26 protein-coding genes, 1 tRNA gene and 1 pseudogene are annotated in these 23204 nt (G+C 47.1%); 7 read left to right on the top strand and 21 right to left on the bottom strand.

The genetic code is table 11. The features are described from left to right. Positions 1–9 precede the first annotated feature (9 nt). The 13 genes from flgK to KNV97_RS06905 all read right to left on the bottom strand — a co-directional run bounded on the left by flgK (position 10) and on the right by KNV97_RS06905 (position 11913). The gene (gene flgK / locus KNV97_RS06965; protein WP_136482366.1) at positions 10–1944 is read right to left on the bottom strand and encodes a flagellar hook-associated protein FlgK; all 1935 of its coding nucleotides are present in this window, start codon (positions 1942–1944) and stop codon (positions 10–12) included. Positions 1945–2180: 236 nt separating this feature from the next. Next, positions 2181–3116, bottom strand: coding sequence for a flagellar assembly peptidoglycan hydrolase FlgJ (flgJ, locus tag KNV97_RS06960; RefSeq protein ID WP_218562787.1), 936 nt, complete (start codon positions 3114–3116; stop codon positions 2181–2183). 10 nt (positions 3117–3126) lie between these two features. Then, entirely contained in the window at positions 3127–4212 is a 1086-nt protein-coding gene (locus KNV97_RS06955; RefSeq protein WP_218562786.1) for a flagellar basal body P-ring protein FlgI, read from the bottom strand. Between the two features lie 91 nt (positions 4213–4303). Continuing rightward, positions 4304–5083: a flagellar basal body L-ring protein FlgH gene (flgH, locus tag KNV97_RS06950; protein WP_136482360.1), complete on the bottom strand. Its 780-nt coding sequence runs from the start codon at positions 5081–5083 to the stop codon at positions 4304–4306. Between the two features lie 38 nt (positions 5084–5121). Continuing rightward, complete coding sequence (flgG, locus tag KNV97_RS06945; RefSeq protein ID WP_136482358.1) at positions 5122–5910, bottom strand: flagellar basal-body rod protein FlgG; 789 nt, start codon at positions 5908–5910, stop codon at positions 5122–5124. A 19-nt stretch (positions 5911–5929) separates the two neighbouring features. Continuing rightward, complete coding sequence (flgF, locus tag KNV97_RS06940; RefSeq protein ID WP_136482356.1) at positions 5930–6679, bottom strand: flagellar basal-body rod protein FlgF; 750 nt, start codon at positions 6677–6679, stop codon at positions 5930–5932. Positions 6680–6878: 199 nt separating this feature from the next. Further along, positions 6879–8183 (bottom strand): flagellar hook protein FlgE, encoded by a 1305-nt coding sequence (gene flgE, locus KNV97_RS06935; RefSeq protein WP_136482353.1) that lies wholly within the window; start codon positions 8181–8183, stop codon positions 6879–6881. Between the two features lie 28 nt (positions 8184–8211). Next, entirely contained in the window at positions 8212–8919 is a 708-nt protein-coding gene (gene flgD / locus KNV97_RS06930; protein ID WP_136482351.1) for a flagellar hook assembly protein FlgD, read from the bottom strand. A gap of 17 nt (positions 8920–8936) precedes the next feature. After that, positions 8937–9353: a flagellar basal body rod protein FlgC gene (gene flgC, locus KNV97_RS06925; protein WP_136482349.1), complete on the bottom strand. Its 417-nt coding sequence runs from the start codon at positions 9351–9353 to the stop codon at positions 8937–8939. Between the two features lie 4 nt (positions 9354–9357). Beyond that, positions 9358–9753 carry a flagellar basal body rod protein FlgB gene (gene flgB / locus KNV97_RS06920; RefSeq protein WP_136482347.1) on the bottom strand — a complete coding sequence of 132 codons (396 nt, stop codon included), beginning with the start codon at positions 9751–9753 and terminating at the stop codon, positions 9358–9360. Next, the gene (locus tag KNV97_RS06915) at positions 9737–9910 is read right to left on the bottom strand and encodes a hypothetical protein (RefSeq protein WP_218562785.1); all 174 of its coding nucleotides are present in this window, start codon (positions 9908–9910) and stop codon (positions 9737–9739) included. The genes flgB and KNV97_RS06915 overlap by 17 nt, the downstream gene beginning before the upstream one ends. A gap of 238 nt (positions 9911–10148) precedes the next feature. After that, positions 10149–10976 (bottom strand): protein-glutamate O-methyltransferase, encoded by an 828-nt coding sequence (locus KNV97_RS06910; protein ID WP_136482343.1) that lies wholly within the window; start codon positions 10974–10976, stop codon positions 10149–10151. A gap of 10 nt (positions 10977–10986) precedes the next feature. After that, positions 10987–11913: a chemotaxis protein CheV gene (locus tag KNV97_RS06905; protein ID WP_136482341.1), complete on the bottom strand. Its 927-nt coding sequence runs from the start codon at positions 11911–11913 to the stop codon at positions 10987–10989. Positions 11914–11970: 57 nt separating this feature from the next. Between KNV97_RS06905 and flgA the strand changes: the two genes are divergently transcribed. The 3 genes from flgA (at position 11971) to KNV97_RS06890 (ending at position 13633) form a co-directional block, all read left to right on the top strand. After that, on the top strand, positions 11971–12738 hold the full coding sequence (flgA, locus tag KNV97_RS06900) for a flagellar basal body P-ring formation chaperone FlgA (RefSeq protein WP_218562784.1): 768 nt from the start codon (positions 11971–11973) through the stop codon (positions 12736–12738). A 113-nt stretch (positions 12739–12851) separates the two neighbouring features. Further along, on the top strand, positions 12852–13172 hold the full coding sequence (gene flgM / locus KNV97_RS06895; RefSeq protein ID WP_136482337.1) for a flagellar biosynthesis anti-sigma factor FlgM: 321 nt from the start codon (positions 12852–12854) through the stop codon (positions 13170–13172). A 35-nt stretch (positions 13173–13207) separates the two neighbouring features. Then, positions 13208–13633 (top strand): flagella synthesis protein FlgN, encoded by a 426-nt coding sequence (locus KNV97_RS06890; RefSeq protein WP_136482335.1) that lies wholly within the window; start codon positions 13208–13210, stop codon positions 13631–13633. A gap of 91 nt (positions 13634–13724) precedes the next feature. Here the strand turns inward: KNV97_RS06890 and flgP are convergent, their stop codons facing one another. Together flgP and KNV97_RS06880 are read right to left on the bottom strand one after the other, a co-directional pair. Then, a complete protein-coding gene (gene flgP, locus KNV97_RS06885) occupies positions 13725–14162 on the bottom strand; it encodes a flagellar assembly lipoprotein FlgP (protein ID WP_136482333.1) in 438 nt (145 codons plus the stop codon). 9 nt (positions 14163–14171) lie between these two features. Next, positions 14172–14807 carry a FlgO family outer membrane protein gene (locus KNV97_RS06880; RefSeq protein ID WP_136482331.1) on the bottom strand — a complete coding sequence of 212 codons (636 nt, stop codon included), beginning with the start codon at positions 14805–14807 and terminating at the stop codon, positions 14172–14174. A gap of 193 nt (positions 14808–15000) precedes the next feature. Between KNV97_RS06880 and KNV97_RS06875 the strand changes: the two genes are divergently transcribed. Beyond that, complete coding sequence (locus KNV97_RS06875) at positions 15001–16104, top strand: flagellar assembly protein FlgT (protein ID WP_218562783.1); 1104 nt, start codon at positions 15001–15003, stop codon at positions 16102–16104. Between the two features lie 55 nt (positions 16105–16159). Further along, a tRNA-Arg gene (locus KNV97_RS06870) sits at positions 16160–16236 on the top strand. 307 nt (positions 16237–16543) lie between these two features. On the opposite strand, the gene KNV97_RS06865 is transcribed toward KNV97_RS06870, so the two are convergent. The 4 genes and pseudogenes from KNV97_RS06865 to KNV97_RS06850 all read right to left on the bottom strand — a co-directional run bounded on the left by KNV97_RS06865 (position 16544) and on the right by KNV97_RS06850 (position 19635). Continuing rightward, a complete protein-coding gene (locus KNV97_RS06865) occupies positions 16544–16867 on the bottom strand; it encodes a hypothetical protein (RefSeq protein WP_218562782.1) in 324 nt (107 codons plus the stop codon). A gap of 132 nt (positions 16868–16999) precedes the next feature. Then, positions 17000–17734: a DUF5677 domain-containing protein gene (locus KNV97_RS06860; RefSeq protein ID WP_218562781.1), complete on the bottom strand. Its 735-nt coding sequence runs from the start codon at positions 17732–17734 to the stop codon at positions 17000–17002. Positions 17735–17871: 137 nt separating this feature from the next. Continuing rightward, on the bottom strand, positions 17872–18375 hold the full coding sequence (locus KNV97_RS06855) for a hypothetical protein (protein WP_218562780.1): 504 nt from the start codon (positions 18373–18375) through the stop codon (positions 17872–17874). Positions 18376–18719: 344 nt separating this feature from the next. Further along, positions 18720–19635: pseudogene (locus KNV97_RS06850) on the bottom strand (GlxA family transcriptional regulator). A 118-nt stretch (positions 19636–19753) separates the two neighbouring features. Here KNV97_RS06850 and KNV97_RS06845 point away from each other — a divergent pair. Then, entirely contained in the window at positions 19754–20272 is a 519-nt protein-coding gene (locus KNV97_RS06845) for a cysteine hydrolase family protein (protein WP_218562779.1), read from the top strand. Positions 20273–20418: 146 nt separating this feature from the next. Here the strand turns inward: KNV97_RS06845 and KNV97_RS06840 are convergent, their stop codons facing one another. Then, complete coding sequence (locus KNV97_RS06840; protein WP_256612545.1) at positions 20419–21261, bottom strand: LysR family transcriptional regulator; 843 nt, start codon at positions 21259–21261, stop codon at positions 20419–20421. 102 nt (positions 21262–21363) lie between these two features. Here KNV97_RS06840 and KNV97_RS06835 point away from each other — a divergent pair, with 102 nt between their 5' ends. Beyond that, the gene (locus KNV97_RS06835) at positions 21364–22017 is read left to right on the top strand and encodes a glutathione S-transferase family protein (protein WP_218562778.1); all 654 of its coding nucleotides are present in this window, start codon (positions 21364–21366) and stop codon (positions 22015–22017) included. Positions 22018–22819: 802 nt separating this feature from the next. On the opposite strand, the gene KNV97_RS06830 is transcribed toward KNV97_RS06835, so the two are convergent. Next, on the bottom strand, positions 22820–23200 hold the full coding sequence (locus KNV97_RS06830; protein ID WP_256612543.1) for a malate:quinone oxidoreductase: 381 nt from the start codon (positions 23198–23200) through the stop codon (positions 22820–22822). Between the last annotated feature and the right edge of the window lie 4 nt (positions 23201–23204).

Here is a 23204-nt window from a genome sequence, read left to right as displayed (position 1 = left end):
TTGCTCCCCCTATCTCAGTGCCAGAATAGTGTTAAAGGTATCGTTGGCCGCCTGCATAATGCGCGACGATGCCATATAAGCCTGCTGAAACTTCATCATATTGGCCGCTTCTTCATCCAGGTTAACCCCGGAGACAGAAGCTACCCGTGATTCTGCAGACTCTTTTTCTAAGCGTGCCACATCGGTCAGACGCGATGCGGTCGACATTTTGAGGCCAAATTCGGTATTCAGATTGTGGTAGACATCGATAATGGTCGAGTTGTTGTCATCCACGGTTTTATCGCTTTGAATATCAATCATTTTGCGCAGGTTACCGTTGTCACCATCGGACGGAACCAGGTTGGCGGTAAACTTATCATCACGCAGGGCACCACGACTCAGGGTGAAGATGGTCTCGCGCCCGTCATTCTCCTGTTCCGGAATAGTAATGGTCAGTTGCTCCTGATTGTCGTCAAACTGGTAAGGTTCGTTGACCAGGATATTGCCGGCTTTATCCTGCACCCGCAGTTGCAGGCCGCCGCTTGGATTGCCGTCCCCATCGCGCGGCTGAATCACATAAGCTTCAAATTCACGCACGTCCCCCGCCTGCTCAATATTGAATTTGGCGGTCCCCTGAGCAAAAGCGGTCGAGGCTTCATAGCTCTGAGCGGCAATTTTTGACGCATCATCGGTGGCCATGCGCAGATTGGCCGCCCCGTCACGGGTAGGGCGGATAATCACCCGTTCGCCGGCGCGCGGCTCGTTATTTATCTGGATACGGAAACCATCCAGATCGATATGGTCGCGTACAGGCACCACAGTGCTCTGTTCACCGTTCGGGCGGGTAATGATGTAATCGTCCCCGTTATAGCTCAGTGAGTACTCGCCACCTTGCAACTGGCTGATGTCCTGAATATACACCGCCATGTCCGCCTGGGAATCGCTGCCAGTGACAACGCGAGCCTTGGCTATTTCGTCCGAGTTCACATCAATAAAGATATCGCTGCCGACATCGCCGCGCAGATCCAGGCCCTGATGCTGTAATTTATTGACTTCATAACTGAATGAAGTTGCCATGCGGCCCAGTTCATCCAGCAGGCCAGGTATATGCTTGTCACGCATATCCATCAGTGCGCCGATCTTACCGCCGATATCGCGTGCGGTAATCGGCTTGATACCGTTGCCTTCCACCATGGCCAGGCGATGCTGTTTCACATCCGGATAACCGTCAATCATCTTCAGCTGACTGGCCTCGGTACCGGAAACCAGAGTGTGACCGTTACCGATATGAACGTTAAACCCTTCAGCGTTCTTACGCGGCGTCACGGTGACCTTAGTGTACTCAGACAACTCTTTAACCAGCTTCTCGTGCTGATCCATCAGGTCATTGTGCGGCCCCGGAGTACGCATCATCAGACGCTGCAGATCGCGGATTTCCAGACCAAGCTGGTTAATGCGTTTAATACCAACATCCAGCCCTTTGTTCGTCACATCAAACTGACGCCGCACGGTCTCATGGAAGTCATTCATGTTCTGAGTAATTAAATCCGCTTTTTCCAGCACCACTTTACGTGCGCCGACATCATTGGGAGAATCTGCCAGGCTTTTGACTGAATCAAACCATTCATTGAGGTTTTCCGGGATTTTTTTCGATGCGACTGACGACAGCAGCTTGGAAAGCATATCGAGATTTTCTTCGCTGTCGCGTTTAAAGGAGTAGTCGGTGGTGGCAAGGTTAAGCTCTTTGACGGCAAACTGATCCCATGAGCGGCGAACATTTTCCACGTGCACGCCCATACCATAGGTTTCACCGCCAAGCTGGCGCGGTGTATTGGTGCCTTGGATGACAGACTGACGGCTGTAACCCTCTGTATTAACATTAGAAATGTTATGACCAGTGGTGTTAAGTTGTCTCTGAGCTGTCAGTACGCTTTGCGCACCCAAATTCAGCAGATCAGACGCCATAATGCCCCCAAAAACCAAGAAAATTGCCGCAGTAATACAGCACCTGTTAAGGTAAAAGCAATATGTATGCCAAAAGATAAAATCGGACTAAGCTACAGAAATATAAGGGATTGGTAACAAGATAAATAAGTGATTGGTAACAAGGTAAAGCAAAGAAGGCTCATCCGGCAGCAGTAAAAAAACCGGCAACAATGCCGGCTTAGCAATAAGGGAACGATGCGACATTGCAACCACGCTTACAGCGCGTCCATCTGCTCTATCTGGCTTTTCACCCGCAACACCTTGTCGGCATACTCAGGATCCGTTGCATAACCGGCCTGATGAATACCACGAATGAAGGCTTCATCATTACCGCCATGCTGCAGCGCGGTATTGTAACGTGGGTTATTTTCTAAAAAGCGCACATAATCATTAAAGCTGTCCTGATAGGTGCCGTAAGAGCGAAATGCCGCTTTTTCCATCACTGGCGTATGGTTGTAATATTCCAGCGTCTGAGTCGCGACTTTATTACCCTGCCAGCTGCGGTCAGCCTTAATGTTAAACAGGTTATGGCTGCTGCCACGCGCATTTTTGACCACTTTCTGCCCCCACCCCGTCTCCAGTGCCGCCTGAGCCAATAGCAGTGAGGCATCAATACCCAGGGCTTTGGCCGCTTTATTCGCGTACGGCTTGAGCGAAGCGACAAACGACTGCGGTGATTCAAATGTATCCGCTTTCTCACTGGCAACCGGGCTTGCCGCTGCGGCAACCTGCGCCGGCTCCGTTGCCGGTTGCATTGCCGCCTGCTCACGGGCACGCTCGACACGGCGCATCGCCTGGTCAAAATTATCACCCTGATCAGCACCGGCATTATCGCCTGCAGAGAGCTGGGCAACAATCATATCGGCTAAGCCAAGCGAGCCGGAAGCACTCAGTTCGCTGGTCATCTGTTCATCCAGCATCTGGCGGTAGAAGTCTTCGTTCTGACTGTCGAACATTCCCGATTTGAAGCTGGCATTGGCATCACGCATCGATTTGAGCATCATGGTGGTAAATATCGATTCGAACTGGCGCGCAGCCGAGCGCAGTGCTTCTTTTTCCGATTGTTTGTCGCCGGTTACCGCCTGCTTACGCAAGCTGTCCAGGCTGGCAATATCGTGAATAAAACCGACATCATTAGGATTATTAACCATAACCTGCTCCTTAAATAATGATCAGTTGACCTTCAATGGCACCCGCTTGTTTGAGCGCCTGCAGAATAGCCATCAGATCCGACGGAGCTGCGCCCACCTGATTGACCGCGCGGACTAAGTCGTCCAGCGTCACGCCAGGCTCAAGTTTAAACATCTTACCTTGTTTTTCGGTCACTTCGATCGATGAGTCCGGTACGACTGTAGTTTGACCTGCCGAGAGTCCATTGGGCTGGCTGACATTCAAATCTTCTTTAATCGCAACCGTCATGCCACCGTGGGTGACCGCAGCCGGTCTGAGACGCACGTGCTGACCGACGACTATGGTGCCGGTACGCGAGTTGACAATGATTTTTGCCGCACCGTCTGCCGGATTGAACTCAAGATTCTCAATCGCAGATAAGAAGGCCACACGCTGGCTGACATCACGCGGTGCGCGCACTTTTACTGAAGTGGCATCGACAGCCGATGCCATTTGCGGCCCGAGGAACTGGTTCACCGCATCCGCCATACGCTGCGCGGTCGTGAAATCAGATTCAAACAGGTTAAAGGTAATAAAATCGCCACGACTGAACGGGGTCGGAATTTCGCGCTCGACAATGGCACCATTGGAGATGATGCCCACCGTCGGGTTATTGCCGACAATGCTCGAGCCATCCGCGCCGTTAGCACTAAAGCCACTCACCACCAGATTCCCCTGGGCAACGGCATACACCTGACCATCCAGACCTTTGAGGAACGTCTGCATCAGAGTACCGCCACGCAGGCTGGATGCGGAACCAATCGATGAAACGGTCACATCAACGGTTTGCCCCTGTTTGGAAAATGCCGGTAAATCAGCAGTGATGATCACAGCGGCAACGTTTTTGGTCTTTGGCTTGGTCCCCGGCGGCAATTGGATGCCGAAGTTCTGCAGCATCGCGTTAAAGCTTTGATCGGTAAAGGGGGTAGATTCGCCGGTGCCCGGCAAACCAGTGACCAGGCCGTAACCCACCAACTGGTTACTGCGCACACCCGCTACCTGAGCCATATCTTTGATGCGGGCAGCCTGCGCCGTTGCCGCAACAAACATCAACAATAACAATGTGAGTCTTTTCATGGTGGATTACCTGTCTCTTTATAAAAACAATGAGGCCAATCTGGCCTCATCGATACCTCAAGCTGTCAAAATCTCGACCGCCCAGTCCGACTTACAAAGAGACATTAAAAAATCGTGCCAAGAATCCAGGTTCTTGCATATCTTGATTGGTTCCGGTGCCGGAATATTGAATTCGGGCGTTGGAAATGCGGTTTGAGGCAATGGTATTATCAAACCCAATGTCATCCGGACGAATGGTGCCACTGAGACGAATGTACTCGTCTCCGGCATTGAGGGTCAGCCATTTCTCACCGCGGATCACCAGGTTACCGTTAGCCAGCACCTCAATCACTTCGACCGTAATCGAACCGGACAGGCTGTTACTCTGGTTGGCAGCGGAACTGCCGGAAAATTTGTTATCGTTTTTCAGACCATATGAGAAGTTGTAATCGCCCAGTTTGAGCTCCTGGCCGCCGACATTGAGCGGATCCATCGAGGCATCATTCGATTTGGATAAATCCGCATCGGCACTCTTAGAGGCGTTTGTGCTCTCGTCCAGGTTAACCGTGATAATATCCCCGATACCATGCGGTTTGGAGTCGTCATACAAGCTGTTGGCATGGTCAAGATTAAACAGCGAGCCGGTTTCTGCCGCGTAATGCTCCGGTTTTTTCTTCGGATGAATCGGCGCCCAGGCCGGGTCGCCCGCCACCGGGTCGGTACGATTACGCAACGTATCGATAAGGCCGGTACTGCTCGGCTCAGACTGATCACCTTCCACCGCATCCACCACTGTGGTGCCTGCTGCAACATCCGGTGTTTCAATCGGCTCCTGCAGCAGGCTACAGCCTGATAACAGTGAAATCAAAGCTAAACTGAGTAAACGTTTCATCGCGGCATTCTCTTGCTAATCTGTCACTAATCCAGCGCTTACAGCTGCTGGTTAACAAAGCTCATCATTTTGTCCACAGCCGAGATCACTTTTGAGTTCATCTCATACACGCGCTGCGCTTCAATCATGTTGACCAGCTCTTCGGTCACGTTCACGTTGGAGCTTTCCAGCATCGACTGACGGATATTACCCAGGCCATCCAGCCCAGGCACCCCTTCCTGCGGATCGCCACTGGCGCCGGTCGGTAAGTACAGGTTCTGTCCAATCGGTTCCAGGCCACCCGGGTTAATAAAATCAACGGTGGTGATCTGACCAAGCACCTGGTTGTCCTGCTGGCCACGCACCCTTACTGACACTTCACCGTCATTACCAACCGAAATCGAGATAGCATCGTCAGGGATAACAATTTCCGGCTGCAGCGGATAGCCGTCACCTGAGGTCACAATCACGCCTTCAGCATTAAGAGTAAACTGACCATTACGGCTATAGCCGATGTTGCCATCAGGCATCAGAATCTGGAAAAAGCCATCACCTTCAATCATCATGTCCAGACTGTTGGACGTGGTCTGTGCATTCCCATGAGTATGCACTTTTTGGGTTGCGACCACCTTTGAGCCCGCGCCCAGCATCAGACCACTCGGTAATTCGGTGTTCTGAGACGACTGGCCGCCTGGCTGGTTAATATTTTGATAAAACAGGTCTTCAAACACCGCACGGCTTTTCTTAAACCCTACGGTCGAGGCGTTGGCCAGGTTGTTGGAAATGGTCGCAATGTTGGTTTGCTGTGCGTCCAGACCCGTTTTACTTACCCATAATGCCGGCTGCATATTAAACTCCTGTTCTCGGTTAGCTCATGCGCAGCAGAGTATCGGATGATTTATCCATGTCTTCTGCCGTTTTCATCATCTTGACCTGCATTTCAAACTGACGTTGCAGATCAATCAGGCTGGTCATTTCGCCAACCGCATTGACATTACTGCCTTCTACCGCACCGGTCAGGATTTTGACCGTTGCATCTGCGTCATAGGCTGCGTTGGGATCTTTCGCCCGGAACAGACCATTGACATCTTTATATAACGATTGATTATCGGGTTTAACCAGTTTGATGCGATCAACGATTTCCATCGCATCCGGCGGAGCGCCCTGCGGACGAACCGAAATCGTCCCATCATTGCCAATCGACACTTTGGCCAGCGGAACCGGCAAAGTGATAGGCGCACCATTCTCACCCAGTACCAGATGGCCACTGCCATTCATCAGCAGTCCGTTCGCGTCGATATTGAGATTGCCGTTGCGGGTCAGACCTTCTTTGCCGGTTTTATCCATCACTGCCAGCCAGCCATCGCCCTGGACAGTCACATCTAAATCGCGGCCGGTCGTGATCACACTGCCCTGCTGAAAATTGTGCCCCGGACGCTCAGTCATGCTGAATACCCGGCTTGGCAGGCCATCACCGTACGCTTGCATGGAACGCGCCTGCTCCAGATCCGCCCGGAAACCGGTGGTACTGACGTTGGCCAGGTTGTTCGCTCTCAGCTGCATTGCTTGCATATTCTGCTTGGCGCCACTCATGGCTAAAAACAAAGCACGATCCATAATTCGCTCCCAAAATCGTTTATTAACTGTAATAAAGCAATTGGCGTGCCAAAAATAAATAGTGTTTTAAATCAAATTATTAGGAAAGATAAAGCAGAAAATTGTTGAGAGGGGAAGACAGAATTTGCCGCGGCAATGAGGCAAGTGGCAATCCTGTCAAACCAGCGTTGCCGCTGGTTTGACAGGCCAGATGAAAGGATTATCGAATCTGCAGGATATTCTGTTGCAGCTGGTTGTGGACTTCCAGAGCACGTGAGTTGGCCTGGAAGTTACGCTGCGCGGAGATAAGGTCCACCAGCTCCTGAGTCATATCAATGTTTGACTGCTCGAGTGTGCCGTTCTTAATGGTACCAAATGAACCTTTGTTGGATTCACCCCAGATTTTACCACCGGACATCTGAGTCGAATCCCACTGAGTACCACCTTTTTTATCCAGGCCTTGCTCGTTCGGTACACGCACCAGGCCCACTCGGCCCAGAGTCACGTTTTCACCGTTCGAATAAGTGCCCATCACACTGCCGTTTTCGTCAAAATCGATCTTGGTCAGGAAGCCGGTTGTCGCCCCATCTTCATCAAACTTAGTCAGTTCAAACGGAGCGGCAAACTGAGTGGCCGCATCCAGACCGAAAGATAAGGTCTGGTTGACATCAGCACCATTCAGGTTAAGCGGGTTAGCACCCGCACCCAATGCTTCAGAAACAATAGGCTGACCATTGTTCAGGCTTGCCAATGTTCCATCGTTATTGAAGCGCATGGTGTGACCAACCTGACCGCTACCCGACGTTGCATCACCGCCAGCGATGTTAATTGGCTTCTCACCGTCACGGTCAGTCACTGTGTAATATGTCTGCCACGTATTCGGCTGAGTCTGATCTTTCAGATAATACGTGGTTAACTTATACGACTGCCCCATCGAGTCATAGATGGTTGACGAGGTTGAACGGTTGTAAGTTTCCGGATCGGTGAAATCAAACAAGGTTGGATCTTTTAGATCACCGTTAGCCGGCAGGTTGACACCCACATCAATATTTGAGGTCTGCTTTGGCTTACCAAACTCAGCTGGAATGTTCAGCGGTGAAGGCTCATAAGACAGCACTTCGCCGGTATCCGGATTAACCTGATAGCCCAGCAGGAACTCTTCATTTGAGGTCACCATGTAGTTGTCTTTGTTCAGGTGGAACGCACCGTTACGCGTCAACTCATTTTGCTGCGGCACCATACGATCTTTAGAAACCGCAAAAAAGCCGGTACCTGAGATACGTAGGTCCATCGGGTTGTTAGTATAAATACTTGAACCTTCATGGAATTGCTGCGCGACCTTGTTCGCCATCACGCCACCACCCGGAGTGGTTTTCGCGTTAGTGAACAGTGAATTCGAGTAAACATCACCAAATTCCGCACGCGACTCTTTAAAGCCAAAGGTATTGGCGTTCGCAATGTTGTTACTGGTGGTGTTCAGATCTAACTGAGCTGCGGACAAACCGCTTAGAGATACATATGACATTCCAAATTCTCCTATCTAGCTAGCATGATTATGCTTGGCCAACTTCTAGTACTTCAGCAAGTCGAACTGGCGATTCAAAACCAGCCAGATTGAGCAGTACGTTACCATCACCTTTACCCAGGAGAACGCTATTGACATTGGCATAGGTCGACACCTCAAAGTCTTTGCTTTCCCCATTCAGCAAACCCGAAGCTCTCACTTTGTATTTGCCGCCCGGCAATGGATTACCGTTTTGATCATTACCGTCCCATTCGATGCGGTTATCACCGCTTGGCTTCGCTCCGAGATCAAACGTGCGCACCAGCTGGCCCGCTTCGTTTTCAACTCGCACCATGACGTTTTCCATGGATTGGGGGAGCTTCACCATCGCCGCCATACTGGCGCCGTCCTTTTTCACCCCTGCAGCACCTGGTACCAGTACATCACGACCTACCAGAGAAGATGCCTGCAGAGCTTGGTTTGATGTCATCGACGAGTTGAGACTTTCAAACTGCTTGTTCATATTGCCGATACCATCAACCGTGGCAAATGAAGCCATTTGCGCGATCATCTGGTCGTTGCCGACCGGCTTAAAAGGGTCTTGTTGAGAAAGCTGCTTGGTGAGCAACGACAGGAAATCCTCTTGTTTGAGATCCTGTTTACCCGTTGTCTCGGTTGGCTTATTTTTCTCTTGAAGCGCTTTTAGCTGGTCAACATAGGACAAGCCGCTTTGACCAACGTTATTAATTCCGGCCATTCGCTACCTCCTTATCCTTATTGACCCATCTGCAGCGTACGCAGCAGCATTTGTTTACTCGCCTCAGCGACCTGAACATTACTTTGGTATGCGCGGGATGCTGAGATCATATTGGCCATTTCTTCCATCACGTTGACGTTAGGCTTGTAGATATAACCTTCGTCATTAGCAAGTGGGTGATCCGGGTTAAATTCCGCGGTAAGCGGTTTATCGCTTTCTACAATGCCCAACACTTTGACTGGCACATTCACATCATGGTTATAACGTGCCTTACTTAACTCAGCGCCAAACACCGCATGACGAGCTTTGTAAGTATCTTTTGCAGAGCTGCTGATACTGTCCGCATTCGCCAGGTTGCTCGAAGTGGTATTTAGACGAACAGATTCAGCACTCATTGCAGAACCAGTCACATTGAACACATTAAATAAGCTCATCTAATTATTCCCCTTTGATAGCTTTGGTTAAGTTCTTAAACTTGCTGCCTAAGAAATCGAGTGATGCCTGGTGACGCATCTGGTTTTGCATAAACAAGTTACGCTCCAGATCCACATCCACCGTATTGCCATCACCAGTGTCAGGTTGTGTCGGAAGACGGTAAAGCATTTCCCCTGTCACATTCGCAGAGGCAGGAATATGCCGACCATCGGTAAGGCTAAGACCAATGCTTGCCTCCGAACTTGCCGCCTGCAACGCCTTCTGGAAGTCCATTCCTTTTGCTTTGAACCCAGGAGTGTTTGCTTGCGCAATGTTAGAAGCAATCACTTCCGCATTACGTTCACGCACACCCACCGTGTACTGGTGGATACCGAGTGCATTGTCAAAAGAAATAGCCATACTGTGCCTCTTTGATAGAACTGACCGTTACTGATGAATTTATAGCAATTAGCGTACCAACTTTAATAATACACATTGACCACATCATCATCCCTTGCTGTTTTGCAAAATACACGCCAGAGCGCTGAGCAAAAACCATATCCGGTAATGTTTTCATCCAACCCTATTTTACCAAGCCGCCACCGGGGGAATGTCAGCCCGGCGGCAAGCCTGCAGCGCACCTTTGCCTCCTTAGTATAGCCGTCATCTTTAACCGGACACACACCTTAAGCCGATCGCACAAGCGCTTGCCGGCGGCAATGGTGAGGAGTCACGGGCGAGTACAGCGGCAAACAAAAAGCCCGGCAATTTGCCGGGCTTATCGGTGAGGTATAACGCTTATTTGAGCTTATAGCTTATTTGAGCTTATAGATGATACCTGGGTTACAGCGCACCATCTCAAAACGGTCAGTCAGACCGGTCAGAGATTCTGATGCCCCAAGCAGCAGGTAGCCACCGGGATTAAGGCTGCTTGCCATTTGATTAAGTACTTTGGACTTCATCTCTGGCGAGAAGTAAATCAAGACATTTCGACAGAAAATAATGTCGAACTTGCCCAGCAAGCTATAGCTTTCCATCAGGTTCTGCGGGCGGAAGTTAACCATTCGCTTGACGTTGTCTTTGATCTTCATCCGGCCATCACCGGCGTCTTCAAAGAAGGTGCGACGGCGCTCCGGAGAAAGACCACGCCCCAGAGCCAGGTTGTCATACACACCGGCCCGGCACATATCCAGCATACTGGTCGAGATATCGGTTGCAGTAATAGACACGCTGGGTAACACACCAGGACGACGTTGCTGTACTTCCAACACGGTCATCGCCATAGAGTAAGGCTCCTGACCAGAAGAACTGGCCGAAGACCAGATTTTGATCGGACGCTTGTTCTTGGCCAGTTCAGGCAACAGCTTATCGGCCAAAACTGTGTATGGATAGGTATCACGGAACCATAAGGTTTCATTGGTCGTCATCGCGTCCACTGCGGCGACACGCAACTCTCGGTTGCGGCCGGTTGTAACATCACGCAGCAGATCGGATAGCGATGCCAGCTTGAATTTGCTGACAAGCGGACTCAGACGACTTCTGACCAGGTACTGTTTACTGTCTCCCAGCACGATGCCGCACTGAGATTCCAGAAAACGGCAGAAATCACGATATTCTTGATCGCTGATAGTTATCGCAGTCATTCAGTTCTCTTTATTCTACTAAAGCCTTTTTCACTGCGTTACCCAGTTCATCCGGGTTAAATTTCGCAATGAACGAATTCGCACCGACTCGCTCAACCATCGCCTGGTTGAATACACCACTCAGTGACGAGTGAAGAATAACATACAAGTCTTTAAGAGCCGGGTTACGACGAATTTCAGCAGTCAGGGTATAACCATCCATTTCCGGCATTTCAATGTCTGAAATAACCAGAGAAATCTGATCGTAAATGCTCCCCTCTTTAGCCATATTGGCCAATTGCTGATGAGCATCTTTGCCATCTTTGGCCAGGATACACTCAAATCCAATCGACTCAATCGCACGTTGCACCTGTTTGCGTGCCACACTCGAGTCGTCCGCAATCAGTATACGGCGTACGATTTCTTTTTCCTGCTCGGCATGAGCAATCTGCTCGCCAATGCTGGCATCCATCACTTCATTCACCGGAGCGATCTCGGCCAGAATTTTCTCTACGTCGAGAATTTCTACCAGCTCGTTATCAATATTGGTCACCGCAGTCAGGTAGTTACCTTTACCAGCCCCTTCCGGTGGTGGCAAAATGGCTTCCCAACGCATGTTGATAATACGTTCAACTGAGCTGACCAGGAAAGCCTGAATCGTGCGGTTGAACTCGGCAATGACCACAAAACTTTTGTCAATTTCGGTGGTCGGACGGCCACCAATCGCCAGACTCAAATCAATCACCGATACGGTCTGACCACGGATGTGCGCAACGCCTTTTACCAGTCGATGCAAATTAGGCATTGCAGTCAAACGAGGGCACTGGAGAACTTCTTTCACCTTAAATACGTTAATGCCATAACGTTGGCGTCCGTTCAGACGGAAGGTTAGTAATTCCAGTCGGTTTTGACCGACGAGTTGCGTACGTTGATTCACAGAATCAAGAATACCCGTCATATGCACATCTCCATCTTAAACATTTTTATGTAAAAAAGTGATAACCTACCTAAGGCTATGAAGAAACCAGAGAACCGAACCATGATTTCGAATACCCGTGTATGCCAACATACCAAACGTAAGTGTAGAGCTTTCTGCCACTTTTATTATACCTGTATCGGCTTTTTGTGCGTTTTCTTTAGTCTTTCTGTGCACAGTGCAACACCAGAACAAATTGTTCAGATTCAGCAAGCCGCTCAGCAGCACGTTTTGAGCAACGTGGATACACCGGCCGGCAGCGAGCTGGATGTCAGTGCCGCCAATATCGATGAGCGTATTTTTGCCACCGACTGCCCTGCGCCACTGCAGACCTCATCATCATCTAACAACGGCTCTGCCAGTGCGATCACTGTGTTAGTAGAATGTGAGCCTGATAACTGGAAAGTCTATGTTCCGGTCAAATTAACGGTAACGGTTCCCATGGTCACCGCACTAACACCGCTGACCCGCGGCCAAATCATCACAGCTCATAATGTGACGATGAGTATGGTAGATCTGCTGCGCTTCAGACGGCAAGGTTTTTCCTCTCCGGATCTGGTGGTCGGAGCAAAGACCAAGAAAAACCTTAAGTTAGGTGATGTCATCGAGCAAAATGATGTCTGTGTGGTTTGCCGTAATGAAAACGTACGTATCCGCGCCGTCAGCGGCGGGATGAGCATCACAACCGAAGGCACCGCATTGTCGGACGGGACCTTTGGCGAACAGATAAAAGTGAAAAATAGCAAATCTAACCGTATAATAGATGCTCAAGTCAGCGGAATAGGTGAAGTCACCGTACGATTTTAGCTGCCTCTACTCAACGCAGGGAAATTTACCCGACTGTTAAGAAAAAGCTAAAGTTCGTCGCTCAACAGTCGATATTGACGGTACACGTTCATAGTTTTATAAGGCTCAAAAATATGGCAGGCATTGATAACATTCGCTCAGGAAACTCGTTGACGACAACGAGCCGAAGCCCTGCGCGTTCAGAATCTAATGCATCATCAACAACTTCTGGCTCAGTCAGTCAGAGTTCTCAACCGCGTAACGATGCGGTATCGCTGAGCTCTCAGGGCAAAGCAATCGGTGAAATGCATAACGAAATGGCCGCGACGCCGAGTTTCGACAGCGCCAAAGTCGCTGCAATCAAAGAAGCGATTGCGAACGGCTCGTACAAAGTCGATCCGGAAAAACTGGCCGACAATATGATCAAATTTGAAAATGAACTGGGTGGCCTGTAAGCTGATACTCAGTCCGGCAAAAAGGTGATGAAGTCATGGCAGCATTGAAAGACTTAGTCGAGTTTCAGCTCAAAAACGCCCAGGAGCTGTCCGCGTTACTGGAGCAGGAAAAAATTGCCATCACCGGCCGTGTTGCCGCGGATATAGAAGCGCTGGCGAAACAGAAAATCACCCTAGTCGGCCAGTTGCAACAGACCGACCAACGCATTTCCAATCATCCTCATGTTCCGAGCCTGACAGAAGATGAATACTTGGCGAATCTGGTCGAACAAATCCGCAGTCTGGTACAAGAGTGCCAACAAGCTAATGCCGTCAACGGCGAGGCACTAAATCGTGCTCAGCTAAGTTTCAACAAATTGAATAATCTGATGCAACAAAGTCACGGTAAAATCGGCATGACTTACAACGCGACCGGTCAAACTCATACCGTATCGACCTTAGGCACCAATATTAAAGCCTGACCGCATCAGGGCATAAACTGCGTAACAGATAACAAAAAAGCGGCTGTCGAGCGCCGCTTTTTTGTTATCTGGAGAGATGAGAGTGTGCCGCTTAGAATAATGTTTGCTGACGATTTTCCGGCACCTGCTGCACTTCACCGTAGTCGCGCAGACGATCCATCTTACGAATATCGAGACGCAGCTCAGTCACGTAATTGTCGCCGACTTTATAACTACGCACCACTTCCGCACCGCGGATCACACCATCAACAGCACCAGCCGTCAGTTCAGTCCCCATTCGCTGATCCTGCAATTGCGAACGCCCACTGACGCGCATGCCATACACCTGTTCAGCGAGTTCACGATAAGCATCGATTTTCGATGCGCGCATCGCGCGAACCTGCTTCTCTGCCGTATCGCGGCCACGCTGTTCATTAATATTGGCGTAACCCACCGCAGTCAACCACTCATCCGCGCGCAAAGTCTGGAGCGGCTGACATCCGGATAAGGCCATCACAGCGGCCAGCAGTACGAGTAATCCGTATTTCATCCTTTCCTCCTAGGGACGCAAAATCACAGTGTATGGTTGAGTCATGGTTGGATCGGACCGAATTAACACCCCATCCTGAGTACGCATACTGTTCAGCGTATCCAGATCGCGGCCAATACGATCCGCCGGTAAAAAGCCTTGCGCGGTAGCCACAACGATCCGTGACTGCATACCAACCACTCGGGCGTTAATCAGTACGCCACCTTCCTGACGCAACATGGTCCCGGTCAGAACATACTGAATCTCTTGCTGCTGGGCCAGATCTTTCCATTCACGACTGAAAGCAAAATCACCTTGTTGAGTGACCTGAATGGAACCTGTGGTTTTGAAATCCACCACTTTAAACCCACGGCGCTGGAACTGATAAATCAACCCTTCCGAGACCGAGTTGCCCAGCCAGTTAGTGGTATCCATATTCTGCAAATCGACAAAAGAGGTAATTGCAATCGGTGTACGGGCAGTCACACTGGTATTCGATTCGACCAGATCTTCGGTCAAGCTGTCCACAAAGAAGTCCAGGGTGTGGCGCGGACTCTCCATCAACATAAACTGCGAACCACCGTATGACTCTTTGCCGTTATAGATCGGGGCATAAGAGCAGGCAGTCAGCATCATCGCCGGCACTAAGCAAAGCCATTTTTTCATTATCTTCATCTCCAGATATACTAAGGCGACACGTTCAATTTCACTCTCTGTGACAAAACTGGAACGCTCTTTGCTTTTCTAAGCTGAGACCACTTTGAACAGCAAATGCCTACATCAGCTGAAAATTAAAAAGCAAAATTTGTACCTGACTGGTAAATTACGATGAAAAAAAAACATTTATTCTTTAGTTTCAATGCTTTTATTGTCACTTTGGATTCCTGCAGCCCACGCAGCCTGGTATGAGGTTACCGGAACCTCGGCCATTGTTGCCTCCGAAGAATCGGCCAGACTGCATGCATTGGAAGATGCCATCTATAAAGCGGTAAATTTTGCCGGGGCAGATATTGGCAGTATCAGTAACCTGTTACCGTTGCTGGAGGACAACCGGCGCGAATATCTGTTTGCTAATCATGAGGTACGCTCGATTCTGGTGGAAAAACGCCTTGTGGTCGGGAACGTGATGCAGGTGCGCGCCCGGATTGATATTTATCCGTCGGCAACAGCTTGCCACATCAGTAACTATAAAAAGACCTTTATGATCGGCAATATTGATGTTGCCTCTCCCCAGCAAGCCGTGATGGGTCAGATCTACGATGTCGGCGATGACTTCGCCCATATCCTCAATCGCCAGATCGAGCAGGACTCGCACAGTTTTATGTCGGTTGGCACCACAGACTATGATATTGATGCCCGCAACCCGGAGCGGATCAAAATGCTGGCTCAGGACTCAGGAGCTCAGTACCTGGTTGGCGGAGTGATTACCGACCTGACCGCAACCGTCGATCAGGGCACCTTCCAGGATGATGTGATTAACCGTCAGTTCGCGCTCGAACTGCATGTGTTTGACGGCAAAACCGGCAGCGAAGTGTATCAAGGTAACTACCGCGAAGTGGCCAACTGGCCATTTGCTAAAACCAGCCAGGTCGATACCCGCAGCGCCCGCTTCTGGACATCCACTTACGGTCAGATGCTGCTTCAGGTCAGCCGGGATATCATGCTGGATCTGGAATCACAAATCTCCTGCAAAATTACCCTGCCAGAGGTGGTGGCTAAATTTGGCAATACCGTGAGCATGGATTTGGGTAGAATTCACGGTGTCAGAGAGGGCGATAAGTTGCAACTGTGGCACACCGGTGCCTTTATCGATCAAAACGGGTTGCCGCGTAACAAGGTGTCACAAAGCGAAATCACCCTGACCGTAAGCCGTGTCTATGACACCAATGCAGAACTGACCGTAGATCAGCCGGAGCTGGCTTCCAGTATTCAAGTTGGCGACGTAATGCACAAACAGTTATGATTGTGATTTGAAAACATGAATTTATTCAAATAATTGGGTAGTATATTCTTTCTCCGCTCCCGTGGCACAGCTGGATAGCGCGGCCCCCTCCTAAGGGGCAGGTCACAGGTTCAAATCCTGTCGGGAGCGCCATATAAAACAAAGGCTTAGGTATCATTAATACCTAAGCCTTTGGTGTTTTTGGTTCTCGGTGTAGCAGATTAAAATCGCAAATTGGCAAAAATAAAAGGTATCAAGTACTAGGCGAGCCGGTTTTAGAAACTTGGCGATGATTGTCGCGATAAATGCCAATTAAGCCTAGATGCTAGGCATAGGGAAGAACATGAGCGAGCCAAGTTAGCTACGCAATTGGACAGAAACGATTCAGAATTTATGCTCTAAAGCGCTTCTGTCATATTAGGAAAAATATGTTGATTCCTTGATGGATTGTTATGCACGATCAATTAATTGCTGATAAACGAATAATAGTTCCTATAATTGATACTGCCAAAGCCAAGATTGAAAGCCAAATTGAAATATTAAATTTCCTTTCTTGTTTACGCATATTTATCAACATGAGCAAATGGTTGTAGCACTGAAACCACTGTTTTGAGTAATCGCTATTTGCATCATAGGGCTTGCGGGTTCCATCAGATGATACGGTCTTGGGGTAGTATTCGTAGAGTTGCCTCAGCATCCCTTTAAGTTCTCTGTGCGACAATTCAGCTGTCTCAGGTTCAAAAACCTTACATTTGAAGTTATTTACATCTTTTATATTCGCCATTCAGTACAACCTATTTAATTTTAACCCATTAGTGCATAACGCCTGCAATAAGATGTGCCTCACTGAACTAGCAAAGCACACTGAACTCCACACCACAAATGCCGAGTGTAATGCATCATCTTGATTGCCTTGTTAAGCGTAACTTTCCACTGTCATTTCATTAATATATTGCTCATATATATTCTTAAGCTGTTCGTCCAACCCCAAGGAAAAATGTTGAGTACAAACTTGAAGAGCTTGATAAAGACATTGAAATGCAGCACTCAAACTAGCGTTTACAAAATGCGGAACATTGCTACCAATTATAAGTTCCATTTCATCAGTAAACTCCACCTGATATGCAAGGGAAGATGGCCCACCATGAACCCAATCAGAAAAACTTGAGTACAAAACTGTATATAACTCGCCGGCTTTAACATCCTTCGCCATTTCGTGAATTTTGGTACCTTTTTTCCAATCTCGATGAATACTTTTTTTACTTTTCGTTAGATATTCATGTTTGACCAATTCAAATGCATTTTCGACTGTAATACGATCTTCAGGTGAAACATATTCACCTTTATCTAATAAATTTTGTAACTTATACCAATCATCTATAAATACAAACCTACGCCACATTGATGAACGTTCTTCAGGTTTATGAGCAACCCACAGCATTTGCATTAATGTCTCAATCATCGTTCGGGCTAGGAGTTGTACATCTGGTGAAGGTGTTAATTTACTAATAGAGTTCATATGCTGATTTAGCTTATACATATAACAAATTAGAAAAAAACTAAAATCATTATCTTCTTTCAGCGAGAACTGAATTGAGCTATATAGATTCTGCAGCTCAACACAATAATTTTCAACAATGTTATATTTCAATCTAATAACCTCCCGAATACGCTTAGCCCAACTAAAGGGCAAAAACCAAAACCCATTCACTCAACCGCATCAGCCGGAACCCTAAAAACAATCCGAACCCAAAATCGTGCGTGTTTCTGTCCCATTTAAGTTGTTTGCTATACACCGTTTATCAGCGATTTCCAGTCCATATACTTTCCGATGTTGGTCAGATTACTTTGGTCAATATAACGTTGCTTGAGGTATCGTTGACAATGCGAAACATATTCTAAAACTGCTTGATAAATCTGATCACTATCCGACGAACGAGAAAAACTCACTTCAGGTACTAATTTATGAGTCACATATTTAAATTGCTTTCTACGTGATTTTACAAAACGTTTCTTATTATCCTGCCAATATTTACCACGTATTTGATTGCCCATAATATGTATCTCTATGTACCCAATCACCTCATTAAAGTCCCATGCTCCACCGTAAGCATCACATAGGTGTGCGCTAAAACGAGTAAACCAATGCGGGTCTTTGATAGCATACTCTCTTTTAAACTGCCCATCTGGTCCACCAAATATCGATTTTTCTACAAATAGTTCTCGTTGAGCGTAGTACTTTTGTTTTTCGATTCTATAGACTGGGAGAGTTACTATATTAATAGATTTCATGCCAATACCTCTAGAAATTGAATCCGTTGGTGTATAACGCTTTCTATACGACTGTTAGCCGTCTTTTGTCGTTCTATAATGCGGTGTTTCTTATCGTAGTTCAATTGATAATCAGCACGTTAGCTAGAAGTATGGGATGTTAGACTGTAAAATGGCGCATAATTTTAGAAAGTCTAACATTCAGACTTCGTCGGATAAATTTTAGTAAGCCAAACGCACATTGGCAGAATGTGTATTGGATTCGACGCTACACCAGAAAGGGGCAGAGATAAGTTACGGCAATGGTCTGCAACCTGTGATCACCAAGCGATTCTGTCGTACCTTAACTACCAACCGATTTTGTATCAGGAAAATCTCTTTCGAAACTCTCGTGGAGTTAATCCAACAATATTGATAAAGGCCTTTCGACATGCACTGATATCTTCGTAACCAACTTGATTGGCTATCCATTCAAATGAATGCTTTGTACTTTCCAAGTAATCACATGCATTCTGTATTCTGAGACGCTGCAAATACTGATTTGGGTTGTAACCCGTAGCCTTTAGGAACCGTCTTTGCATAGTACGTTCAGTCATGCTTACTTGCTTCGCTAGCTGATGTATCGATAACGGTTCTGTATAACCTTGATGCATTATTTGTTGAACCGAAACAATCACCAAATCACCATGATCGAACGATGGTTTGAATTGTTGATAATAGCTCTGTTCTCTCTGCGCAGTATCGATAACAAGTGTTTTACCAAGTTGGCGAACAACCCGAGGTGAGGAATATTTAGAGACCAGTTCAAACCCGAGATCCAGCCACGACATCATACCGCCCGCCGTCACTATGTCACCGTGATCGATCAATATCTTATTACTGTTAAGTGGAATCTCCGTAAACATTCTGGCAAATGTTTCTGCTAACGCCCAATGGGTTGTCACTTCTCTTTTACCAAGCAAGTTCGTTGCGGCCAGAATAAATACCCCCCGCGCAAGCAGATGATAGAACTGTACCTTTGGAATACTGCTTTCTAAGCCATTCAATAAGTTCGGCTTCAGGTGCCAAGTAATAATCGTCTATTGAAGCTGGCGGTAGAAAAACAACGGTAAAACTATCCTCTATCAACTCATCATGCGAAATAATGACTGGTTCAAATAAGACCTCAATCCTTTGTTCTCGACAAACTCTGCTTGCAAGCAAAAACATCTCTTCAAGACCAAAAACCGCAGACTTCAATACTGAAGGATACTCACAAATTCCAATGGATATTTTTGTCATACGAATCTCTATACATGTCGATTTTTGCCCTTTTTATGTCATTTTAACCACTAAAAAGACTACAGCAAGTTGCTCATAATTTTCCTGAACAAAAAGTTAAAAAAACAGGAGATCAAAAATGAACAAAACTGCGTTACTTATAATTGATATACAAAATGATTACTTCCCTAAAGGTAAATTCCCATTATGGAACACAGATAAGATCCTGATAAACATTAAAGAATTAATTGCTAAAGCTAACCAACAGCATGTTCCGATCTTTCTTATCCAACATGTATCTTCAGCTCCTAAAGGAATGGCACCTTTCTTTGAAAAAGGTAGTGAAGGAGCGAATATCCACCCAGAAATAATCGCGATATGCCCTAATGCAGAAATCGTACATAAACAGCATGCAGATAGCTTTTATCAAACTCAGTTAGAGAAATCACTGGAAAAATTAGATATTGACGTGTTACTGATATGTGGGATGATGACACAAAATTGCGTTACGCATACAGCTATATCAAAGAAAGCAGAAAAATATAAAGTTTCAATTATTGAAGATTGTTGCACAACTACAGATGCGATGATTCATAAAATTGCTTTGAATGCTGCATCACCTCGCGTACCTCTAGTAACGTTTTCCGAAGTGTTATAATTTAATGTATTGAAACCTCACTGGTATCGCTTTCTAGTGAGGTTTCGCTTTAACGAACAATGGAGCAGATATGTGCCAGCGCGTATCTGCTGCTTTCAATCAATTGCACCAAGTTTATCAATAACAAAATCTAAAAAGGCTTTCACTCATTCAGGTTGATAAACACCTCCACGGTAGAGAGCGTTTAACGGATACTTAAGTGGTTTAAAACCGATATCAAGCTTTTGCAATAATCCCTTTTTCACATAAGGTGCAGCGATAATATCGGGTTGATAGCTTGCTCCGACTGCTGAGAGCGTCAACTGGCGAATAAGCCGTGGACTATTACTTTTGAAAACGGCTCGTACGGTGAGACTATTACCAGTATTGCTCTGGTTCAAAGCACTGGCCACAGGCCAACGAGCTGTGGAGTGAAGATTGTTATCTATAAGGCATGGCAATTGTTTCAATTCCATATCATGCCGATACTGTTTTGCTAAGTCAGGTGCGGCATACACTGAACTTTGAAGTGACATTACCTTACGATATCTTAAGTTGGAGTCTTCGAGTTCACTGGCACGGAAAGCGATGTCTATGCCTTGCTCCACTAAATCCAGTTTTTGGTTGGTAACGATGATATCAATCTGAATATCTGGATATCGAGCGTGAAACTCAGGAATAAGTGGGCTTAATAATTCCTCTGCAAAACCCTGTGAAGCTGTTACACGCAAAGGCCCCGAAGCCTCTTTATTATTTGAGTTAAGCTGATGATATAGCTGGTCAAACTTAGCCAAAACTTGTTGTGCTTGAAGGTAGTATTCTTGGCCAGACTGATTAACTGAAAGCTTGCGGGTAGTGCGATGAAACAGTTTGACTCCAAGCTGCTCTTCGACGCGGTTAACGTATTTGGAAGTCAAAGATTTAGAAATACCTAAACGCTCTGAAGCAGCGGTAAATGAGCCTGTTTCTATTACTGCCACAACTGTTCTCATTCCATCGATAGTGTCCATAATTTATCAACATGCTGGAAATTATCATTCCATGTTAGCGGGGTTTTTCTTCTTCGCAAGTTATTCTTAAATATAGAACAGACAACTAGTTAGGAGAAAACAATGATAAAACTATATTGGCACCCTATCTCAGGGCACGCACACCGCGTGCACATGCTATTAAGTATCCTCGAATTGGATTTTGAACTCATTACTGTCGATTTACCGGCTGGGGAACATCAACGGTCAGAGTTTTTGGCACTTAACCCGTTTGGTCAAATACCAGTATTAGTTGATGGTGAAACCGTCATTTCTGACTCAAACGCGATTTTGGTTTATCTCGCTACCGTTTATGATAGAGAAAAGCAATGGCTTCCCGAGTCGCCTCTAGTACGTGCGAATATCGAGCAGTGTCTTTCTCTTGCCGCTCACCGACTAGCAGGTTCAATCGCCAAACTACGCACAGCGAACTTATTTAATCGCAACATAGACAGTGAGCCACTCACTCAAGAAGCACATAAGCTACTCAAGCAACTTCAGAATTACCAAAACGGCCGCCAATGGTTGGTCGGAACAAAGCCGACTATTGCAGACTTAGCGCTCTACAGTTATATCAAGTTAGCACCAGAAGGCGGCATAAGCTTAGCTGATTACCCTGTTCTTGAATCTTGGCTCAAACGAGTAGAAGGGCTATCTGGCTTTGTACCTATGCAACTTTCGAATGTCGGACTGCGGAAGGAAACACTAAATAGTGATGTTAGCGAAAACCATTATTGATAATTGCTCAACTCACTTTGCCTTTACTATCTAGCTAATCGTTTTTAGGTATTGGGTATCCCTTTGAAGTAGAGTGAGTTCTCCACTCACTCTTGCTTTGCCACGTTTAACTGATTCGAACTTAGCTTGTTGAGAGCTAAGTAGGGCTAATTTTTACTGGTTTCTTATTTCGATCAAAAATGAATAAAAGTAATCCAAAAAGCAACTTTCTGAATTAGTGCATTAATCAGGCGTAACTTCGAATGGGGCAAATATGTGTTACAAATCCTCAAAAATACAGTTATTCACAGAACTCCAAGTTAAAAGACACTCTGCATCTGCGACTCTATCTACCAATCATGAACACGGACATATAGTCGTCACCTTCGCTGCTGACCCTTTAAGTACACGAATCAGCTCGTCCTCATCGTAGAGGCTGGACTTGATAACACCGCTTGCCTTATCCACTGCATATTCATAAAACGGCTGAAAAACCCGACACATAACCTTGTTAAAAGCATAGCCTTTCCAACTCATATGCTACCTCAGCTCGTATCAGACGAGCGCCTCTGGTAAAGAGATGTGGCACACCATAAGTTCGTCGTTCCGCCTGAATCTGACGGCACTTATGTCGGCCTGCTCGTGAATGTACGTTATTAACCAGCCGCTCATGCGCGGATTAGGCCATACAGAAAAATCCCCTCAGGCACAAAGCATAAGGGGATTGGATTTCAAATCTGACTCTATTTTATCGCGAGTCTCTGCAACGCAGGCAGATAGGCGCCCTATCCTTACTCATCTGGCCCCATTGTGGCAGCGAGATTTACAGCTCGATATCAGCCATCGGTGCTTTCTCAGGAATCGCTGCATCAGCATCCGGCGCTGGTGCATCACCTTGCGCCTGCTGAGGTTTGTGCAGACCAAGTACTTTACTGGTGTAGTTCAGCTCGTTCAGCGTCGCTTCAACATTACCATTCAGGTGCTGACCAAATGAAGGAATGATCTGCTTCAATTTATCGTTCCAGACACCGTCAACACGCTCGCTAAATACGGATTTCAGCACATTCAGCATGATAGGGGCTGCGGTAGACGCGCCTGGAGATGCCCCCAGCAGAGCCGCCAGGGTTTTATCCTGTGAAGCAACAACTTCAGTGCCAAATTGCAGACGACCGCCTTTCTCTTGGTCTTTCTTAATAATTTGCACACGT

This window comes from Vibrio ostreae (assembly GCF_019226825.1).
In the GTDB taxonomy this organism is placed as follows: domain Bacteria; phylum Pseudomonadota; class Gammaproteobacteria; order Enterobacterales; family Vibrionaceae; genus Vibrio; species Vibrio ostreae.
Note: the sequence above shows the minus strand (reverse complement) of the source record. Positions and strands in the feature narration are given on the sequence as shown.

Coding starts and splice junctions, on each gene's coding strand:
- KNV97_RS06890 (WP_136482335.1), top strand. CDS start 13,208: ATGGCAGCATTGAAAGACTTAGTCGAGTTTCAGCTCAAAAACGCCCAG.
- flgC (WP_136482349.1), bottom strand. CDS start 9,353: ATGAGCTTATTTAATGTGTTCAATGTGACTGGTTCTGCAATGAGTGCT.
- KNV97_RS06910 (WP_136482343.1), bottom strand. CDS start 10,976: ATGACTGCGATAACTATCAGCGATCAAGAATATCGTGATTTCTGCCGT.
- flgE (WP_136482353.1), bottom strand. CDS start 8,183: ATGTCATATGTATCTCTAAGCGGTTTGTCCGCAGCTCAGTTAGATCTG.
- flgG (WP_136482358.1), bottom strand. CDS start 5,910: ATGCAGCCGGCATTATGGGTAAGTAAAACGGGTCTGGACGCACAGCAA.
- KNV97_RS06955 (WP_218562786.1), bottom strand. CDS start 4,212: ATGAAAAGACTCACATTGTTATTGTTGATGTTTGTTGCGGCAACGGCG.
- KNV97_RS06865 (WP_218562782.1), bottom strand. CDS start 16,867: ATGGCGAATATAAAAGATGTAAATAACTTCAAATGTAAGGTTTTTGAA.
- flgD (WP_136482351.1), bottom strand. CDS start 8,919: ATGGCCGGAATTAATAACGTTGGTCAAAGCGGCTTGTCCTATGTTGAC.
- flgF (WP_136482356.1), bottom strand. CDS start 6,679: ATGGATCGTGCTTTGTTTTTAGCCATGAGTGGCGCCAAGCAGAATATG.
- KNV97_RS06875 (WP_218562783.1), top strand. CDS start 15,001: ATGCTTTTATTGTCACTTTGGATTCCTGCAGCCCACGCAGCCTGGTAT.
- flgJ (WP_218562787.1), bottom strand. CDS start 3,116: ATGGTTAATAATCCTAATGATGTCGGTTTTATTCACGATATTGCCAGC.
- KNV97_RS06905 (WP_136482341.1), bottom strand. CDS start 11,913: ATGACGGGTATTCTTGATTCTGTGAATCAACGTACGCAACTCGTCGGT.
- KNV97_RS06840 (WP_256612545.1), bottom strand. CDS start 21,261: ATGGACACTATCGATGGAATGAGAACAGTTGTGGCAGTAATAGAAACA.
- flgB (WP_136482347.1), bottom strand. CDS start 9,753: ATGGCTATTTCTTTTGACAATGCACTCGGTATCCACCAGTACACGGTG.
- KNV97_RS06845 (WP_218562779.1), top strand. CDS start 19,754: ATGAACAAAACTGCGTTACTTATAATTGATATACAAAATGATTACTTC.
- KNV97_RS06915 (WP_218562785.1), bottom strand. CDS start 9,910: ATGAAAACATTACCGGATATGGTTTTTGCTCAGCGCTCTGGCGTGTAT.
- flgH (WP_136482360.1), bottom strand. CDS start 5,083: ATGAAACGTTTACTCAGTTTAGCTTTGATTTCACTGTTATCAGGCTGT.
- flgM (WP_136482337.1), top strand. CDS start 12,852: ATGGCAGGCATTGATAACATTCGCTCAGGAAACTCGTTGACGACAACG.
- KNV97_RS06880 (WP_136482331.1), bottom strand. CDS start 14,807: ATGAAAAAATGGCTTTGCTTAGTGCCGGCGATGATGCTGACTGCCTGC.
- flgP (WP_136482333.1), bottom strand. CDS start 14,162: ATGAAATACGGATTACTCGTACTGCTGGCCGCTGTGATGGCCTTATCC.
- KNV97_RS06835 (WP_218562778.1), top strand. CDS start 21,364: ATGATAAAACTATATTGGCACCCTATCTCAGGGCACGCACACCGCGTG.
- flgA (WP_218562784.1), top strand. CDS start 11,971: ATGAAGAAACCAGAGAACCGAACCATGATTTCGAATACCCGTGTATGC.
- flgK (WP_136482366.1), bottom strand. CDS start 1,944: ATGGCGTCTGATCTGCTGAATTTGGGTGCGCAAAGCGTACTGACAGCT.
- KNV97_RS06855 (WP_218562780.1), bottom strand. CDS start 18,375: ATGAAATCTATTAATATAGTAACTCTCCCAGTCTATAGAATCGAAAAA.